This is a genomic window from Bacillus methanolicus (assembly GCF_028888695.1).
Taxonomy (GTDB): Bacteria; Bacillota; Bacilli; order Bacillales; family Cytobacillaceae; genus Bacillus_Z; species Bacillus_Z methanolicus_B.
This window is the reverse complement of record NZ_PNFF01000003.1, coordinates 121,320-137,716: the sequence shown is the minus strand read 5'-3', so window position 1 is coordinate 137,716 and position 16,397 is coordinate 121,320. Positions and strand designations below refer to the sequence as shown.

Genomic DNA, 16,397 nt, shown 5'->3' with positions numbered 1-16,397 from the left:
GCAATGGTCATTAATTTTTGCGTAGAAGTCAATGATGAAAATGGAATTAGAGAAGAAATCAATATCATACAAATTGATAGGTATTTTGCTAGAGAATCTCGATGTGGACCTAATTATAAGAAATTAATGGAAAAAAGGCTTCCAAACAGCAGAGAATTTCATTTGAAAATAAAAAAAGGTACTCATTGTTAATTCTTATCACATCGCAGTGTCTCTAGGATTCTTGAGTGTATTAGCACCAATCATTAATAAGCTTTTTATTAAGAATTTGATGATGTAGACACAACTATAAAGATGGGAGTTGTATATACTTGATTAATATAACGAAATGTTACAAGCACATAAGACTCTTTTCTATATCGTTCATTTCAAACGTCGTTAGGTAAAAGAGATTATAAAAAAACAATAGGAGGTATACACAATGTACAACATTTTAATATCCTTTATTACTGCATGTATTGTATCTGGTTTTTTAAATTTTTTATATTTTAAATACCAAGTTCGCCAACAAAAAAAGAGAAGACGGAAAGATTTAGAATTTAAGTTGGAAAGATGGAAAGAAACTAATCCAGAACTTTATGGAATAATGAAAAAGATTAAATAATGTCGCAGTACGAAGATTATACGAAACTTTATTGTTGGGGATAACGAAAGGATGTGAGTAAGTACATGTCTTATAGCTGTTTTGCGTGGAAATTTGAGCCGAAAATCATTAATTAACAAATTAAAAAATAACAGTTAAAAATGCTAGGAATCTTGAATTTTTTTGCACGAAAATTCCAAATACAGACGTGAACAAATATGATGATACTGCTGAATATTAGACACATACTGTGACAGAAAGAAGTGTTTTTCGTGAGTAAAGATGAAAAGGTGAGAATTATTAGAAAAATGTTGCTTGCGTTGGGAGAAGAATCGGAACAAGGGGGATTCAATGAATATTCTCAATTCTGCGAAGAAGCATTAATAGATTTACTTTCGCTGTTACCCCATAAGGCACTCGATTATTTAATGGACGAGATAGAACAAACTTCAATGTTAGGTATTTCGAGAAAAAACTTTAGTGCATAGTACGAAGAAGTTGTCCAGCAGACAGATACTGTGTAAGAGGGAGATAAGTGACTAAGCCAACACGAAGTTGAAAAACTGAATAGTGAAAGGAGTTTAAATATGTTTCAAACTATTTTTAAAAGATCAAGTATTTTGAGGTTATCTAAAAAAAATCAGCAACTTCATGATCTAGTTATTGGTGAAACTTTGTCACCAACCAAAACTCATTTGGTTTTATCCCATACAGCTCAAATACAAAAACTAAAAGATACAATTTCCGAATGTTATCTAAAAAAACATCGTGATTTTGTAAAAGAATTAGATGCAATGGATACAGATGAATTGATTGAACTAGCTTGCAATATTTTATGTGGTGCCTTACACATGATACGGATGCTTGGTTGGTCTAATAAGAACTCATCTAAAAATCACCAATTAAGAGACTGGTTGTCATCAGAAATCGCAGACTCTACTCATAATTTGCCTAGCGCTATTCAATCTAGGAATGATTTCCACTTGAAACAATATATCGCTGAATTTCTTTGCTTGGTGGATGCGTTGCAGCAAAACTTTAGGCTATTAGTTGAGACACTTAAAGATAACACTAAAGCAAGGAATCTTGAAATTTTTTTGCACGAAAGCTCCAAATATATACGAGAAAACATATAACATTAATAATGCGTCATAAAGGAGGGTGTGATAATGGCGGGATTTATCGAGTTTGCAACAGAAGCGCCACCATATAACAGCTTTGAAAGGTATCTACAATAAAAGGACATTGTTCTGTTCAAATTTGAGGATTGGAGTCTTTATTAACTTGTATATCGGATTCGTTTAAGAATGAAACAATAGTTTCTTAGGAAGGAGGAAAAGAAAGATGAATTCAGCTTTATTACATAATGGCAAAGTAGTAACAGCTGCTGAGTATAATCCAGATGTTCATGGCAACAGAATTTATTGTATTGATAAATCCTGTAAGGCTCCAGTTATTTATGTGGCAGGTACAGAATCATCTGTTCCGTACTTTAAAACAACGGGTAAAAATGAAGAATCAAAACATACGGAAAAATGCGGTTTCTATAAGCCGCTTACGTTTGAAGAGAGTATTCTTAAGGTGAAAGAATATCAGGCAGAACTATTGGAGCAAGGAATAAAAGAAACCGTTATTCGCTTAAATTTAAATAGAATAGACCCGGACTACGAAGCTAAACAAGTTGAGCGGGAAGAATCTGAAAAAAAGACAAAGGATCCAAATGAAATTAAAGTAAAGCAGGAAAATGCAACACCAAATAGTATTGGATCTTTAAAAGCGATTGTAAAGCTTATGACATCCTATGAACCTGATATCTTAGCATCAATTTTAATTAGCGTGAAAGGGAAAAAGATTCCAATATCTGAAATCGTGATTAGTCATGATAAAGCACATGAATTATTATGGGCTGACCAAGCTATCGATTCATTAAGTTATTTTGTATACGGGACCATTGAACAGGTTTTTAGAAGAGAAAAGGTGTATTACATAAATTTTAATCCTGTTCGAAATGTGCTTTTTAGTCTTGTTGTGTTTGACAAGTATTTCAAGCATTTTACTTATACAGACGAACAACTGATTGGTAAGAATATATTGGCCTGGGGAGGACTACGTAAAAATACCTTCCAAGAAAAAAATACAAGCGAAATGATAATCAAATCTAACAAATACATTGAGTTCCTGCCTAACAGTAAAAATAAAGAAATGTAGAATATTCAGAGAGTCTAAGAGAGGTGGTAATAATGAATCATGATAACGGGAATTTCTTTAAGGGATTAGTCAACGGGATAATATTAAGCATTCCATTATGGATTTCGTTTTTTGGCTGGGTGAAATTAGTAAGGCAGATGCTAAACTCTATCTTTTAAAGGAATCATTCCTAAAAAAGCTATCCTATATGCTATATGGGATCAGACTCGAAAATCATTACCCTCATCAAAAAGAGGTCGCTAGCTAAGAAGTATAAAAAGGTGAATATCACGTATCGTTTATGATGGTACCTGATATGGGCGTTTTTATATTTAAAGTAGAGAAACAGAAGTAAAATTATTGGATGTGAAAATAATGAAAGACGAATGGCAAAAATTGATTGAGGATTTACAAAATCAAGGATTGAAACCAAATGACGTCAAGAAGATCATTTTGGTCTATCGAATGGCCAAGAAAATCGATGAAGAACTAGAGGGGTATTTTGATGATAATACATCTAAAGGTTCATTTTGATATCGAAGGAAATAAACTTATGCAATCTGGAACCTTCACAGTTCGGAAGGAAGAAGATATTCCTACGGTTGCGTACAAATGGATCCAAAAGATTAAGAGGGAGACAGGGTATCGAGATACTAGGATTGATAAGGTAATCGTAAACAACGAAAAGGATATTACGGAAGAAGTCCGGGCACTAGATGAGGCACCTATCCCGGATATAGATATTTTTTGAACTTGACATCTACTTAACGCAGCTTGACGCAGGCCCTTTGAAAGAAGGGTTATTTTTTTGAGAGAAAAATCAGAAAAGAGTATGAAGTAAAAATGACAAGCAGAAGGCGGAGATACACTCTCCACCTTGTTTTGATAATCGCCGTTTGAGTTCAATGATTTTGAGAGATGGAAAGATTTCATTGAATGCTACACCCGAAGCTACTAGCATTGGCTTTACCCCTTTCGTTCATCATTCTTTATTTTCAATTATATCGTATCGTTTTTCTTCTCGCCATACACTTCCTGCATGGCTATGTCACTGACTAGCCAAGTGCCGCCAAACTTTCGGGCAAGTCCATTTTCTACATACTCACGCAGCCGCCCATATGTACATCCTTTCCGTACCGCACCATCCGGCAGTCCCCAGCGTTTTTCTGCTTCTGCCGCTGTCATCCATTTCACGGCAGTAAACTCTTTTGCTGCGGTGACAAATGCTCCATAGAAGGTGTATCCTCCGATGATGTCAAATTCTTTCTCATATGGAGCCATTTCTTCCGCTTTTTCAGAGTACGTGGGGAGATCGATCTCCCCTAACAACAATTAATTAGAATATCCAATCTTTTTTAATAAATCGGAGCCCTTCCAAGTATGGGCAGCATTATTCTTTCTGGCAAATTTTCTTTGCAGATAAATCATTGTAGTCTTTATATCGGAATGACCAAGAGATTCCTTGATATTTAGTAAATCAGCACCTTGATCTGCGGAAATTAACGCATAAGCGTGACGAAAAGTATGACATGTTATCCGTGTCTTCCTTATTTTTATAAAATCTAAATCAGCTTCATTTATCTTCTGAGCTATATAATTAGAAAGATATTTGAAATTGTAGGCCTTGCCCTTTGCTGTTGTAAAAAGTGGTGATGTGTTACTAGGATCTAATTTCAAATCAAGTCTCCGTCTTTCTCTAAACCTCTTAATCGCTTCAAGAACATTGGGGTGAATTAATACTTCACGTTCTTTTCCGCCTTTACCCATTACTGTTAACCAATATTCTCCATCTAGATATGCTAAATCACAAACTCTCGCCGTACACAACTCTTGAATTCTTATTCCGGTTGTTACCAGTACTGATATTAACCCATAAAGGATTGGGTGATCTCTGAAATAATCCAGCAATTGTATAACCTCAGTGGAGCTCATCTCTTTATTTGGGCGATCATTTATTCGGACATTACTACTTAGCATTTTTTGATGGAGCGGGACCTTAATATATTTATTTTCGAATAAAAAAGTAAAAAACCCTTTTAAAATTATCGTTTTTCTGTTAAGCGTTGCTACAGAATAAGGTTTTCCGCTTTTGCCGAGAGGGGCCTGCTTAATCCACTCCTGATACTTTCTGATATTACGATGGTTTAGTTTCTTGAGTAATCGATATTCTGATATTTCCCCTATTTGAAGTTCTAATATATCCCCGTGTTCCAACAGGTGCTTATAAAAAATAAGAAGATCGCGTATGTATTCTTTTTTCGTATTCTCCGCTCTATTATTTTTTTCATTTAAGTCTTTTTGTTGATGTACATAAAAATAAATCATTTCTAAATCATTGAATGAGGAAAAATCAGTTTCTCCATTTTGATCGATAACATCCATCATCCGCTTATGAAACGAATTATTCACCATAATATTTGTCAATGAAGAAACACTATTCTGTTTGTTAATTATATGACGAATCTCATTTGTTTTTATAACTTCATCTATATTTATCATGCTTTCACCATCTTTTTTATAAAAGATTTATTTATAGAAATATTAATAACTTGTAAATATATATATACAGATTTTAAACAATTATATATTTAAGTGTATTGCTTAATATTTCCTATATTAAATATAAGATTACTAGAAAAATAGGTTATTTGTCTACTTACTTTTATTTATCATATATTAGTTATTTACTTTTATATATACATATATTTATATTTAACTATACAATATATAATGAATATGGTAAATTCATTCTATAAAGGTAAAGTAAACCACACCCTTCTATTGAAAGGAGGATAGACCTTATTTATAAAGTTTGAGGAAACTTAAAATCCCAGGGCGAAACATTAAAAAACTTTAAGAAAGGTTGGTTGTGATGAAAAAACACTATTTACCAAATATTTTCTATGGATGATATGGTGTAGTTACTAGCCGTTCATAAAAAAGATAGTGGGAATTGGAATTATTTTTAATTGCATCTTACAGAAGAAATTTTTCCCATGTCTTTAAAAAGTGGAAATCGAACATATATATAAATTTCATTTAAAACCAAGAAGAATAAGGTTGAGGTTACTTTTTATTTTTAATTATTTTTTCTTCTTTAGAGAGACAGCTAGAAATCTTTCGACGATACTTAGAAGAAAGGACTAGCTTTATGAAAGAAAAGTTTTGGAAATTTAATAAAAATATAAGATTTGGAAGATATAATATAAGAGTGACTACTTATTACCTATGGAAACATAAATCAGGATTAAGAATTGAGGTAAGACGGTTTACTAGAACTCAAACTGTTGAAATTCAATTACTTATAGGGGATGATAAACTAACTCTTAAGCGGGTATATCAAACAAGAGCTCTTAAAAATGCTACTATAAGAGAAGTGGATGCTATTGTAGAAGAATTTATTCAATATGCGAAAGATAAAGGCTTTTTGCTAGAAGAACAAAGAGGTGATATTAATGCTTAAAGGACAATTTATTGGTCCAGATAACTTGACTTTATTAAAAAGGGGAGAGGAATATTTTCTCTTCCCTAATGGCACTTCTCATTTTTATGTAGAAATTAAAATAGGTAAAGAAATGGTTGTTAAACCACTTAACAAACTAAAGAAAAATTATAATTTTAGCAAGAGGAAAAACTTTAATTTATTTCATTAAATATATTAGCGTTTATGGAAAAGAAAGTTAGGTGTGTATGATGGACAGAGAAGACAAGGAAATACTTACAACGAAAGAAGCTGCATGTGAACTTGATGTAAAGCCATCAACCATCCATAAATATGTGAAGGAAGGTAAAATTAAACCGGTTTATGATGACAGCTGGCATATTGATGGTACATATCTTTTTTATACCAAAGATGTACTTATGCTGAAAAAAGAGCTTGTTAAACCTGGAATCACTACCGGTGAAGCAGCGGAAATGTTGGGGCTACATCATACGACCATTTCTCAATATATTCAAAAAGGACTATTGAGAGCGGAAAAAAAGCCATATAGAGGACGTGATATATATTTTATTGAACCAGAAGAAATAGAACGTTTTAAAAGTAACTATGAAAGTAAGAAAAAGCGAAAGCGGAAAGAATTTTACAATAAAGAAACAGGATTTGCATGGTTTCAATCATTTATAGATCCACAGGGAAATAAAAATAACCGAATCCTGCTTGGTGAAGATGGGGAACCATTTTTAAGAACATACGATAATCGACAAATTCCCGTTGAATTTATTAAGTTAGAAGGCTTTCAACCAATTAATCCTATACCGGATATCGATTACATTCATAAAAGAGGCTATGCAAAGTTTCGTTTTACAGAAAATGATACTTTTTATCAGATTATCGAATTGTTCTATCAGAATCTAGGACCCAAAAACATGAAATTAACCATAGCTGAGGATCTCAGTATTATCGTAGAAGTTAAACCTATTCTTATTAAAGATAATTATAATGTGTTTGAAGAATTGGAAAAATCCTTAGTAGAAGGAAGTGTAACTCAACGCCTCGATGGGATATACATTGACAGCGATCTTGAAATTATTACTATAGCAGCACCATCACAATTAAAGAAATTGATTAAAGAAGATGCTGACAAATTAAATATTAATATGGAAGATTTAGTACTTAAAATATTAAAGGAAAAATACGGATTTTTTGAGGATTGATAATATGAATCAGTTAGATATTTTTGAAATCAGAACCTCTCTGGCCAATGGGATTTAGACAGTCATATATGTGAAATTGATTCTTATTAAAGAATAATGGTAAAATAAAGAAAAGTAAATAATTAATGGGAAGGACCCAAGACAGTCATTTTTATATGGCTGTTTTGTGGTCCTTTTTTGCATTTTAGGAGGAGATAAACATGTATGATGAAATAATTGATAAAGAAAAAAGGCGTAAACAGGTTGAAAAAATCTTGAACCATCAAGTACAAGGTGAAGTTTATATCATCACGCCAGGACGGTTATGGAAAGCTATTGTATTGAAGTATTTTAATAAGGTTCATAGAGGAGAACTTTCTGTTAAAGAACTAGTTAAACTGCTGGAAACAAAATACGGAGTTAAATACGCTCAAAAGCACAACCTTGTTCGCTATCCTATCGAAGAGTGCTTAAAATATATAGCAAAAGTCTCAAAAAAACCAATTGTTTTTACTGAAGAGTGATTAGTATTAAAAAATACAAAATTATTTTATTTTTAATATCCCTACTTCTGCTAACAGCCTGTTCCCTACAAGAACACCATTACTTATAAAAAAATACCAAAATATGAACCTAACCAACAGAACGAGGCTTTCTCAGAACAACCTTTCCTACAAAATAGTGTAAATCCTTCTGAAGAGCAAAGCCAAACGGTAGCTGTAACTCCAAATTTTAAACAATCAGCAGATAGAAAAAAGGTCAGGGTGGTTAGGGTCATAGACGGTGATACGTTTGTCTTCTTAGAAGATGGAGTAGAAAAAACGACCAGATTGATAGGGATTAACACTCCCGAAAACACAAAAGAAAAGCAAATTTACGGGAAGAGGGCACGGACTTTTTAAGTGACCTTGTATTAGGCCGAGAAATTGAGATTGAAAGTGATCCAAAAACCGACCTAACAGATAAATACGGTCGAAACTTAATTCATGCTTTTATAGGGGGAAAGAGCCTTCAGTATTTATTAATTAGGGAAGGTTTGGCTCAAGTAGCTTATCTTTATGATAATTACAAATATATTGACCTATATAAAGAAGCGGAATCTATTGCAAAGGAATCCGGTCTATATATCTGGAGCATTCCAGGATATACAGATAGCTTAAATGGCTTTAATATGGATGCTGTTTCAAAGTAAAAAATAAATTCTAAATAGTTTAAACGATGAAAAAGAACAAATTCTTGTTACTTGTTTTGTTTAATTATTAAGATTGTAGCGATTATAGAGAGGAGTTTTAATCTGATAAAATTAGGGATCGATTTAAAAGTTTTTGATAATAACGAAGAGGAATTAAACATTAATATATTTGGTTATGCTGAGGATGAGATCCAGTTAATAATAAAAGCAATTACTACTTTAATTTTTCAAATTGACCTAAATTATATGTGTAATGAAGACCTGGATACATTTAATAAAGAAATGAAAAAAATTCTGTTTGCCATAGTTGACAATTATGGTAGAAATGGTCTGTATGATTCATTAACGCAAAATGAAAATAGTAAGGAAAAACTAGCTAAAACGCTCTTAAATTATTTAATTACTATAACATGAAAATCTTGTATTGATTGTTAATATATAGTAGACTTTTACTATAATGTTTTTTTATTTTTTAATTTTTATGCAATCCAATTAGGATTAGCAGGTTTTTATTAAACTATTATGCGGCCTTTGGGCTGACTGAATATTTTACCATGTTTTTTGTGGTAATTTATTCTGTCACCCACAAAGGTCGCTTTTTTATTGCCTTTTAAGGCTATTTTAAAACGAAAGGGTGATGTACAAATGTTAACAAAATTGATAGTAGCAATTGGCATTGGTGCTTTCATGGGGCTTCTAACCCATGGGAAGCGAAATAAAACCATAAGGAAGCCTCGAAATACGAAACGAACTTTCTATCCAGGTTTCTTGTTGGACATGGCTTTTGGTGCTATGGCAGCTTTAGCGGTTGTCATTGTTGCTGATCCTACTGGGATGGAAAGAGTCATTTTGACTGCCATTTTGGGAGGATATGCTGGTGAAGGAGCAATTGCGAAATTGGAATCCTCTAATCAACGAAACAACCTAGATCTTTTAAAACAAGTCATGACTACCGAAAATTCCGTGTTGCCAGCGCCTGAAGAACAGCAGGAACAAAAATAATTAGTTTTGTTCCTACTTACATATTATTTGGCATAGGGTAAAATATGGTATAATAATCTTAACAAGAGTCGGAGACAATTCTTAGGAATTACAAAAGAAAGGGGAGTAACCTATGCGTCTCAAAGATATCTTAACACCAGAAGAGGATAGCAGAGTTCAAGAATTGAAAATGGAACTTCTTGAAGCACATAACAAAAAAGAAGCCGCTTTAATTAAGGCAGAGATCGATGAAATTTTTAAAACAGCAAAAGAACGGTATTATTCTATAATGAACGGAAAAAAGGAACAAGCTTCTGCTGTTGAAAGAATAAAAACTATACCTATTCCAGGTTTAGGGTGAAAAAACAACATATTTTACGATAAAAAGCTGCCTTTTATGTAGCTTTTTATTTTTCCAAGACACATTGTACATGTTTGAAAAAGTTGTTATAATTTACACGTAATACCTTTTTGATTTTTTATTTTTTTGGCAATATTTTATAGAAGACTTAGCAAACATTAGCAGTCTTTGGGCTGATTTTTGACACAACCCTTGTGTCTAAATCAGAACTTCCAAAGACTGCTTTTTTGTTTTGCGGAAAGGTGGTGAGGTGATGCTTTTGAATAAAGAAAAGCTAGAGTGTTCGTTATGCAAAAGTGCTGGCTGATATAACCGATGATTTAGTGAATGAAACAAAACTTGAAGCAGAAGGCCAAGCTAAAATACTCAGATTGCATAATTGGTTAAATCAGATAAAGCTACTAGAAAATTTGAATTTACAAAAAACCGTTATGAGGAGAATTAACATGATCAAATTAAATCAAAAAGGCTTAGAGGAATTAAGAAAAGACAATAAAGAAATGGCGACCAATTTAGAAAAATATGTTGCTGAAATTCAACATTCTCTTTATGTCAGTGAAGATTGTACGATTTGGGTTGAAGACCCTTCGCTTATGGAAGTTTTTAACCGATTACCTTTCGGAAGGGTAAGGTATAAAGGAAATCCTCAAAGTTATGGGGATATGTTATGTCAGATTATAAGTAGGTATGCAAAAGCAAAGGGAGTAAATCATGTTATCGTAGATAACGAATTCCAAGAATCCGATAGCTCTCTTTATGCTAGTTGTGAGGTATGGATAATGACTGCAAATTTTTTCTTTACAACCTTGTTTGCAACATTTAAAGACCTTAATTTTCCGACAAACGAATTAGAAGAGTTTGCATCTGCCGTTGGGTTTACTTTCAAAATTAAGAATACTAAGAAAAACTCTAATAAATACGATTTATCGGCATTTAAACAAAAGCAATTAGATCTGCAGGAATATACTTGTTTAGGTCATGTCTATGATTACTTTCCTGAATATGCAAAAACAGGCGCTTTCTACCGTGGTTTTATCTTTGAAGTTAAGCCAGATTTAAAGATTGTAGCACATAACATTGGAAATGGTTATTACTCCTTCCTTTGTGAAGCAACAAAGAAAGACATGGAAAAGTTCCTTAATGAAGAATACTGAGGGGTATCATTAAAAAACTTTAAGAGAGATTGCTGCAGTTGGCTGTAGTGCAGTCTTAAGCAAAACTATTCATAAAGTGAGGGCAAAGAAAAGTTTTTCTTTGCCTTTTTTATTTATGAACCATGGCTTATAGAAGAGGGTTTTGAGGAATTAAAATCCCTCTTTATTAACCTTTCATCGTAACAATCCAGTGAATCGATGAATCTCATACACAAAACAAAAAATAGAGGAGAAGACTATGCGTCAATTATCTTTATTTGAATTTGAATTAAAAATTGAAAATAAGGTTGAGAATTCAAAGAAAGTTGAACTCTTTCCATTAGACGATTACGACCACATTATCATTTCCGCAAGTGCTGGTAAAGATAGTATGGCATGTTTGTTTTATTTATTAGACCTGGGAGTTCCTTCTAAGAAAATTGAACTTTGGCATCAATCTGTAGACGGGGTGGAGAACATTACATAAAGACCATCGATTGAGTAAGTGGGTAGAATTGGCTCTATCAAGAAACTTTAATAAAAATGATTTAATCATGGATAAATGGGAAATTCCTGCTGGAGCTTTTCGTGGAGCTTCAGGGGGGCCTTCTTAAAAGATGAGGAAAATATTGTATCTTCATATCCTATATGTTAAAATAGCACTAACTTAATTTAACTAATGGGACAGCCCCAAGTAAACGTAGTGATCCTACGTTTACTTGGGGTTTTTTGCTTTCTAGGAAAAGGAGGAGATTATGAATAAGTTAGCAAAGATGTCGTTTGCCTTCGCGGTTGGTATCAGTAGCTTAGTAGGAATACCAAATGTAAAAGCGGAATCAAATGAAGCAAATGATCGTATAGGTGATCAGTTAGAAAGAATTGAATTGCAAATTAGTAAAATGGATAATGAAATCAATCTTCTACAAAATGAAAAAACGATTCTAAAAGGACAAATAAATAAAGTACAAAAGGCTATTTTTGATAATGAAAAAAAACTAAAAGAGACAGAGGAACAGATCATAACTTTAGAAAAAGAGATCCAAAATTTACAAATAGAAATAGATAAATTCAAAGAACAAGTGGTCTTAAATAAACTTACTCTCTCTGAAACATTGAACGGGTCTCCTTATTCAAGAGTTCCCTTTGAATCTTCACATAGTCTTTCCGTTTCTGAAATGAAAAAACAGTTTCTTGTAAATGCCGATAAGTTAAGTAGATTACTTATTAAGGAAGGTAAGCTTCAAGAAAAAATAAACCATATCAATTCATTAAAAATTGAGCTAATTGGAATATCTGAGCTTTTGAAGGAACAAATAAATGAAAAAACAATTCTTGTAGAAGAATTAGATCGTAAAGAGGAAAGTAATAAGAATAAAAAAGAACATTTATTACAAGAAAGTAAAACTCTAATTAAGCAAAAATCTGCAATTGAAAAAGCTATTGAGCTAGAAAAGGCAAGAATGGAAGGAAAATCATTAGATTTACAGCACTATTCTTCAAGCTATTTTGGTGATATAGATATTATTCCAGGACAAGTTCCTCAACAATTTATGAAGTATTACCTCTATGCTGAACAGAAATATGGAGTCCCTTGGTATTATTTAGCAGCAATCCATGGAATTGAAACTTCATTTTCTACAAACCCTACGATGGTTTCTTCTGTCGGAGCCGTAGGACATATGCAGTTTATGCCGAGTACATGGGTAGGAAGTAGATATGAAACGACTGGTGGATTGGTTTCTGCAGATTTAGATATTACAAACTTAGATATAATCAAAAATGGCGGTGGGTATGGGGTGGATGCCGATAATGACGGTATTGCAAGCCCATGGAGCATTGCAGATAGTGTAGCTGCTGCAGCAAAGTACCTTTCTAATAATGGTTTTTCTAATGACATAAGAAAAGCTATTTGGCATTATAATCATGCGGATTGGTATGTAAATAAAGTGATTGCTCATGCAGAGATGTACAAAAAAAACACAATCGTAAGAGCTAATGGAGAAATTCATCTAGTTGCAGGAATTGAGAATACTGTTACTACCATAGGAAATCGATGGATAAATAACTCTGTATATGTTTTTGGTGGCGGTAGAAATCAAAACGATATTAAGCAAGGAAGGTTTGACTGCTCTAGTTTTGTCCATTGGGTATTTGCACAAGTAGGAATAAGCTTAGGGGAATTAACCTCTGTTAGTACGGATACTTTAAAAAATCTAGGGACTCCTGTAAATGAAAGGGAGATACAGCCGGGAGATCTTGTTTTCTTTGATACGTATAAGAAAGATGGGCATGTAGGGATATATTTAGGAGAAGGTAAATTTATCGGAGCTCAAAGTTCAACGGGTGTGGCTATAGAAGACATGTCTAAGGGTTACTGGAAAGAGAAATTCAACGGTCGTATTAATAGAATAATTAATTAATTTTAGGTATTGTTGAAATGGTAAGAGATAATAGTGTGATAATCGAAATATCAAAAGATACTGCCAAAGAATTGGGTTATGAAAACAATAGAACTGTTGTAAATCATTCGAATTATGTTGTTATAAAAGATATTGCAACAGCTTAAAGGTGATATTTTGAATAATACGGATTGGCTTCAAAAACTAAGAAACGTTTGGTTTATTGGAATTTTTCTCATAGGTGTCATTAGCTTTTTGACAGTAGTAATTAGAGACTAAAACTAAAGGAAATATGGTTTGTTTATAGATGTAAAACAATTACCAAAAGAAAATTGTTTGAAAAAAGGGAGTGTCAAGATTGATAATAATTTCTTCAAAATCGCCGGTTTAAAATTCCCCCAGAAGGTTCGTTAGAATTCCTTCTGGTTTATTTTTTAAGTCGTTTTTCCTTAAGTTTGTTTATCTGTTCTTTCACGATAATTCTCCTTTCGAGAACTCATCATAGAAGGAAAGAGAACGGGTATCTACTTCTATGGAAACAGATTGCAGGGCATCCTCCACGATAGTCTGTTTCTTATTTATTTTCTCGATAAAGATACTACCTAATTGTTTTTCTTCCAGTTGAAAATTAGAGAGTTTAATTTAGATAGCAGATCAATTTTTGCAAGAAGCTTACTGATTTAATTGTTATAATTTCATATGAGGAAAAAATATGAGTCATTGGGAATATAAAGGAGCAAAAATACGTATGAGTATCGGGGAGGTTTAAAAATCAAAAAATTATGGGCGTTAGCCTGTCTTCTTTTTTTGAATGGATATTTATACAAGATTATTTTTATGGCTTCTAGGGTTGTCGGTATTTATGGACATCTTTTTAATAAGTAATAGCTGTACATATTTAATTGTTTAGCTGATATAACGGTCTAATTATTGTGTCGGGGGATGTATTTATCATGCGTGTTTGTGCGTATTGTCAAGAGCAAAAACAACTATCAAGGGAACATGTATTTCCTGAATCATTAATTACATTGTTTCCAGAGGCGGAATATGTTTATTTTGGGGAAGAAAAAGTTATTCCATTAAGTACAGATAATCATGTTGTCAGAGATGTATGTGTGACCTGTAATAATGATCGTCTTAGCAAATTAGATACAGTAGGATCAGGTTTTATTAAGGAATATTTTTTATCTGATTTGAATCCTAATCAAGAACTTCACGTAAGTTATGATTATTTTTCTCTTGCAAAATGGGTTATGAAAATTATTTATAATTCAACTCGTCAATATAAGAAGTCAGCTCATCCATGGTTTGAGAAAAATTCAAAGTATATGGTTGGTTTGAAGTCGGAATTCACATCTGAGTTCTCATTATTTTTAGGATTTTTTGTAGATCTTGTACCATTAGCAGGAATGTTTCCTGATAAACCATTTGAAGTTATTATGAATCCTAGATTAATTACCAGCGCTTTTCTTCAACCGCCGTTAAAAATGTATAATCTTTCTAATGAAGTGTCTTACTTATTAAGAGTAGGGAATGCGCTGTTTTTATTTATTATATGGAATGACCAAATTTCTGTAGAGGATAAAGTGAAATTTGAAACTGAGATAGAAAACAAGTTTCCTTACACTGCTTTAAGTCATAAAAGTAAAGAAGCAATTATATATAGGGCAACAGATTGTATTAATAGCGGTAATTTATTCATGGTGCACAGTAGAGCAAGACAAAGAGCGGCTGATATGTATCAAATGAACGGATTTCATTCAAGAGTATAAATTTATTTTAATTCATTACATAATATTGATTTTGTTAGGGAGAGTTTTAGGGTGGACATCTTTTTAGCTCTTTTTATATCGGAATAAAAGGAAGTGGAATAATGTCTACAGTTGAAGAGCTCGATCTTTATAATAATGCAATTGATTCTTTAAAACATGGGTTAGCCCATTATATAGAGTACGAAGAGCAAGAATCGATTTCTGATATTAAACAAGCAATTATGAATTTAGTTAATGCTATTGATCTTTTTATACTTGAGAAAGTAAGGCGTACAAAAGGGGATAATTCAATATACGAAACGGACAAAATGGATCGGTTTGGTTTAGGTTATCGACAAACTATTCGTGCCGACAAGGCCTATAAATTGATTAAAAATGACGTTGACGAGATTTCAGACGATGAACTTAAAGCGTATGAAATCTTAAAAATTCTAAGAAACTCTGCAACCCACTCTTCCTTTTCATTTGGAGAAGACAGTGAAAAAAATATTGTCTTTCTTTTGCATTACATAGCAAGATTTTTGGATAACGAATTAGATGAGGATATTGCAGATTTACTAGATGATTATGAATTTAAATTTTATCATCAAAAGATAATCGGTTTGGATTACGGAGAAGTTCTTCAGGAACGTATATATGCGGCTATAGAATCAGAAATAGCATGGATGAATTTTCGATCAATCAAAGATGGAGGAACGCCAGTTGTTGCTGAATGGTCGTGTCATGAATGTAATAGAGAAGGGATTTCTTTGGATGAAGAATTAGGTCCGTATGGTGAATGTGTATTTTGTGGTCACAAACATCGAATAGCCCAATGTGTGGTTTGTGAAACAATATTTGATCCTGACTGGGAAGGATTCTTTGACGAGGAAGAAGATTTCGCTTTATGTGAGTACCATTCTGACCTTGAAAATATGGATTAAAATAAAAAGCATGGTGACTTTTATTCTTTTTAATAAGGGGTAAGCCATGCTTTAATTTTTGTTGCAAATTGTGTGCAAATAGCCCTCAATTTATTTGTAATATGTAATCATGGGAATAAGGCACTTAAAAGGCACTGACTTATTGAAATTATGGGTGTTAAGAGGGTATTGTGCCAATTGGAGAAGAGAATCCCTTTTCACCGCACTCCTAGTTTGCGTTAAATTCTTATT

The 16,397-nt window shown here is 32.7% G+C and carries 20 protein-coding genes and 1 pseudogene; 19 read left to right on the top strand and 2 right to left on the bottom strand.

Features of this window, described 5'->3' with window-relative positions; all coding sequences use genetic code 11:
• Nucleotides 1–421 precede the first annotated feature (421 nt).
• The 6 genes from C0966_RS17630 (at nucleotide 422) to C0966_RS17605 (ending at nucleotide 3,521) form a co-directional block, all read left to right on the top strand.
• Entirely contained in the window at nucleotides 422–604 is a 183-nt protein-coding gene (locus C0966_RS17630; protein WP_274856923.1) for a hypothetical protein, read from the top strand.
• Between the two features lie 251 nt (nucleotides 605–855).
• Complete coding sequence (locus C0966_RS17625) at nucleotides 856–1,071, top strand: hypothetical protein (protein WP_274856922.1); 216 nt, start codon at nucleotides 856–858, stop codon at nucleotides 1,069–1,071.
• Nucleotides 1,072–1,170: 99 nt separating this feature from the next.
• Nucleotides 1,171–1,719, top strand: coding sequence for a hypothetical protein (locus C0966_RS17620; protein ID WP_274856921.1), 549 nt, complete (start codon nucleotides 1,171–1,173; stop codon nucleotides 1,717–1,719).
• Between the two features lie 208 nt (nucleotides 1,720–1,927).
• A complete protein-coding gene (locus C0966_RS17615; protein WP_274856920.1) occupies nucleotides 1,928–2,791 on the top strand; it encodes a hypothetical protein in 864 nt (287 codons plus the stop codon).
• 354 nt (nucleotides 2,792–3,145) lie between these two features.
• On the top strand, nucleotides 3,146–3,304 hold the full coding sequence (locus C0966_RS17610; protein ID WP_274856919.1) for a hypothetical protein: 159 nt from the start codon (nucleotides 3,146–3,148) through the stop codon (nucleotides 3,302–3,304).
• On the top strand, nucleotides 3,276–3,521 hold the full coding sequence (locus tag C0966_RS17605) for a hypothetical protein (RefSeq protein WP_274856918.1): 246 nt from the start codon (nucleotides 3,276–3,278) through the stop codon (nucleotides 3,519–3,521). The genes C0966_RS17610 and C0966_RS17605 overlap by 29 nt, the downstream gene beginning before the upstream one ends.
• A 248-nt stretch (nucleotides 3,522–3,769) precedes the next feature.
• Here C0966_RS17605 and C0966_RS17600 read toward each other — a convergent pair whose 3' ends face one another.
• Together C0966_RS17600 and C0966_RS17595 are read right to left on the bottom strand one after the other, a co-directional pair.
• Nucleotides 3,770–4,102 carry a helix-turn-helix domain-containing protein gene (locus tag C0966_RS17600; protein WP_274856917.1) on the bottom strand — a complete coding sequence of 111 codons (333 nt, stop codon included), beginning with the start codon at nucleotides 4,100–4,102 and terminating at the stop codon, nucleotides 3,770–3,772.
• On the bottom strand, nucleotides 4,103–5,269 hold the full coding sequence (locus C0966_RS17595) for a tyrosine-type recombinase/integrase (protein ID WP_274856916.1): 1,167 nt from the start codon (nucleotides 5,267–5,269) through the stop codon (nucleotides 4,103–4,105).
• Nucleotides 5,270–5,921: 652 nt separating this feature from the next.
• Here C0966_RS17595 and C0966_RS17590 point away from each other — a divergent pair.
• The 13 genes and pseudogenes from C0966_RS17590 to C0966_RS17530 all read left to right on the top strand — a co-directional run bounded on the left by C0966_RS17590 (nucleotide 5,922) and on the right by C0966_RS17530 (nucleotide 16,166).
• The gene (locus C0966_RS17590; protein WP_274856915.1) at nucleotides 5,922–6,233 is read left to right on the top strand and encodes a hypothetical protein; all 312 of its coding nucleotides are present in this window, start codon (nucleotides 5,922–5,924) and stop codon (nucleotides 6,231–6,233) included.
• Complete coding sequence (locus C0966_RS17585) at nucleotides 6,226–6,423, top strand: hypothetical protein (RefSeq protein WP_274856914.1); 198 nt, start codon at nucleotides 6,226–6,228, stop codon at nucleotides 6,421–6,423. The genes C0966_RS17590 and C0966_RS17585 overlap by 8 nt, the downstream gene beginning before the upstream one ends.
• A gap of 40 nt (nucleotides 6,424–6,463) precedes the next feature.
• On the top strand, nucleotides 6,464–7,426 hold the full coding sequence (locus tag C0966_RS17580) for a helix-turn-helix domain-containing protein (protein ID WP_274856913.1): 963 nt from the start codon (nucleotides 6,464–6,466) through the stop codon (nucleotides 7,424–7,426).
• A 200-nt stretch (nucleotides 7,427–7,626) separates the two neighbouring features.
• Nucleotides 7,627–7,929, top strand: a complete 303-nt coding sequence (locus tag C0966_RS17575; protein ID WP_274856912.1) for a hypothetical protein — start codon at nucleotides 7,627–7,629, stop codon at nucleotides 7,927–7,929.
• Nucleotides 7,930–8,285: 356 nt separating this feature from the next.
• Nucleotides 8,286–8,597 (top strand): annotated as a pseudogene (locus tag C0966_RS17570) (thermonuclease family protein); the annotation flags it as partial.
• A 645-nt stretch (nucleotides 8,598–9,242) separates the two neighbouring features.
• The gene (locus C0966_RS17565; RefSeq protein WP_274856911.1) at nucleotides 9,243–9,599 is read left to right on the top strand and encodes a DUF4257 domain-containing protein; all 357 of its coding nucleotides are present in this window, start codon (nucleotides 9,243–9,245) and stop codon (nucleotides 9,597–9,599) included.
• 112 nt (nucleotides 9,600–9,711) lie between these two features.
• A complete protein-coding gene (locus C0966_RS17560) occupies nucleotides 9,712–9,939 on the top strand; it encodes a hypothetical protein (protein WP_274856910.1) in 228 nt (75 codons plus the stop codon).
• Between the two features lie 446 nt (nucleotides 9,940–10,385).
• Entirely contained in the window at nucleotides 10,386–11,093 is a 708-nt protein-coding gene (locus C0966_RS17555; protein WP_274856909.1) for a hypothetical protein, read from the top strand.
• Nucleotides 11,094–11,331: 238 nt separating this feature from the next.
• Entirely contained in the window at nucleotides 11,332–11,559 is a 228-nt protein-coding gene (locus tag C0966_RS17550; protein WP_274856908.1) for a hypothetical protein, read from the top strand.
• Between the two features lie 268 nt (nucleotides 11,560–11,827).
• The gene (locus C0966_RS17545) at nucleotides 11,828–13,492 is read left to right on the top strand and encodes an NlpC/P60 family protein (RefSeq protein WP_274856907.1); all 1,665 of its coding nucleotides are present in this window, start codon (nucleotides 11,828–11,830) and stop codon (nucleotides 13,490–13,492) included.
• Nucleotides 13,492–13,638, top strand: a complete 147-nt coding sequence (locus C0966_RS17540; protein ID WP_274856998.1) for a DUF2187 family protein — start codon at nucleotides 13,492–13,494, stop codon at nucleotides 13,636–13,638. Before C0966_RS17545 ends, C0966_RS17540 begins: the two co-directional genes overlap by 1 nt.
• Before the next feature lie 786 nt (nucleotides 13,639–14,424).
• Nucleotides 14,425–15,243 carry a hypothetical protein gene (locus tag C0966_RS17535; RefSeq protein WP_274856906.1) on the top strand — a complete coding sequence of 273 codons (819 nt, stop codon included), beginning with the start codon at nucleotides 14,425–14,427 and terminating at the stop codon, nucleotides 15,241–15,243.
• Nucleotides 15,244–15,344: 101 nt separating this feature from the next.
• On the top strand, nucleotides 15,345–16,166 hold the full coding sequence (locus C0966_RS17530) for a hypothetical protein (RefSeq protein ID WP_274856905.1): 822 nt from the start codon (nucleotides 15,345–15,347) through the stop codon (nucleotides 16,164–16,166).
• Nucleotides 16,167–16,397 lie beyond the last annotated feature (231 nt).

What these genes read in the sequence shown, in the direction of transcription:
- C0966_RS17605 (WP_274856918.1), top strand. Translation starts at nt 3,276, where the DNA reads ATGATAATACATCTAAAGGTTCATTTTGATATCGAAGGAAATAAACTT.
- C0966_RS17590 (WP_274856915.1), top strand. Translation starts at nt 5,922, where the DNA reads ATGAAAGAAAAGTTTTGGAAATTTAATAAAAATATAAGATTTGGAAGA.
- C0966_RS17610 (WP_274856919.1), top strand. Translation starts at nt 3,146, where the DNA reads ATGAAAGACGAATGGCAAAAATTGATTGAGGATTTACAAAATCAAGGA.
- C0966_RS17565 (WP_274856911.1), top strand. Translation starts at nt 9,243, where the DNA reads ATGTTAACAAAATTGATAGTAGCAATTGGCATTGGTGCTTTCATGGGG.
- C0966_RS17545 (WP_274856907.1), top strand. Translation starts at nt 11,828, where the DNA reads ATGAATAAGTTAGCAAAGATGTCGTTTGCCTTCGCGGTTGGTATCAGT.
- C0966_RS17585 (WP_274856914.1), top strand. Translation starts at nt 6,226, where the DNA reads ATGCTTAAAGGACAATTTATTGGTCCAGATAACTTGACTTTATTAAAA.
- C0966_RS17550 (WP_274856908.1), top strand. Translation starts at nt 11,332, where the DNA reads ATGCGTCAATTATCTTTATTTGAATTTGAATTAAAAATTGAAAATAAG.
- C0966_RS17575 (WP_274856912.1), top strand. Translation starts at nt 7,627, where the DNA reads ATGTATGATGAAATAATTGATAAAGAAAAAAGGCGTAAACAGGTTGAA.
- C0966_RS17620 (WP_274856921.1), top strand. Translation starts at nt 1,171, where the DNA reads ATGTTTCAAACTATTTTTAAAAGATCAAGTATTTTGAGGTTATCTAAA.
- C0966_RS17580 (WP_274856913.1), top strand. Translation starts at nt 6,464, where the DNA reads ATGGACAGAGAAGACAAGGAAATACTTACAACGAAAGAAGCTGCATGT.
- C0966_RS17630 (WP_274856923.1), top strand. Translation starts at nt 422, where the DNA reads ATGTACAACATTTTAATATCCTTTATTACTGCATGTATTGTATCTGGT.
- C0966_RS17615 (WP_274856920.1), top strand. Translation starts at nt 1,928, where the DNA reads ATGAATTCAGCTTTATTACATAATGGCAAAGTAGTAACAGCTGCTGAG.
- C0966_RS17560 (WP_274856910.1), top strand. Translation starts at nt 9,712, where the DNA reads ATGCGTCTCAAAGATATCTTAACACCAGAAGAGGATAGCAGAGTTCAA.
- C0966_RS17555 (WP_274856909.1), top strand. Translation starts at nt 10,386, where the DNA reads ATGATCAAATTAAATCAAAAAGGCTTAGAGGAATTAAGAAAAGACAAT.
- C0966_RS17535 (WP_274856906.1), top strand. Translation starts at nt 14,425, where the DNA reads ATGCGTGTTTGTGCGTATTGTCAAGAGCAAAAACAACTATCAAGGGAA.
- C0966_RS17530 (WP_274856905.1), top strand. Translation starts at nt 15,345, where the DNA reads ATGTCTACAGTTGAAGAGCTCGATCTTTATAATAATGCAATTGATTCT.
- C0966_RS17595 (WP_274856916.1), bottom strand. Translation starts at nt 5,269, where the DNA reads ATGATAAATATAGATGAAGTTATAAAAACAAATGAGATTCGTCATATA.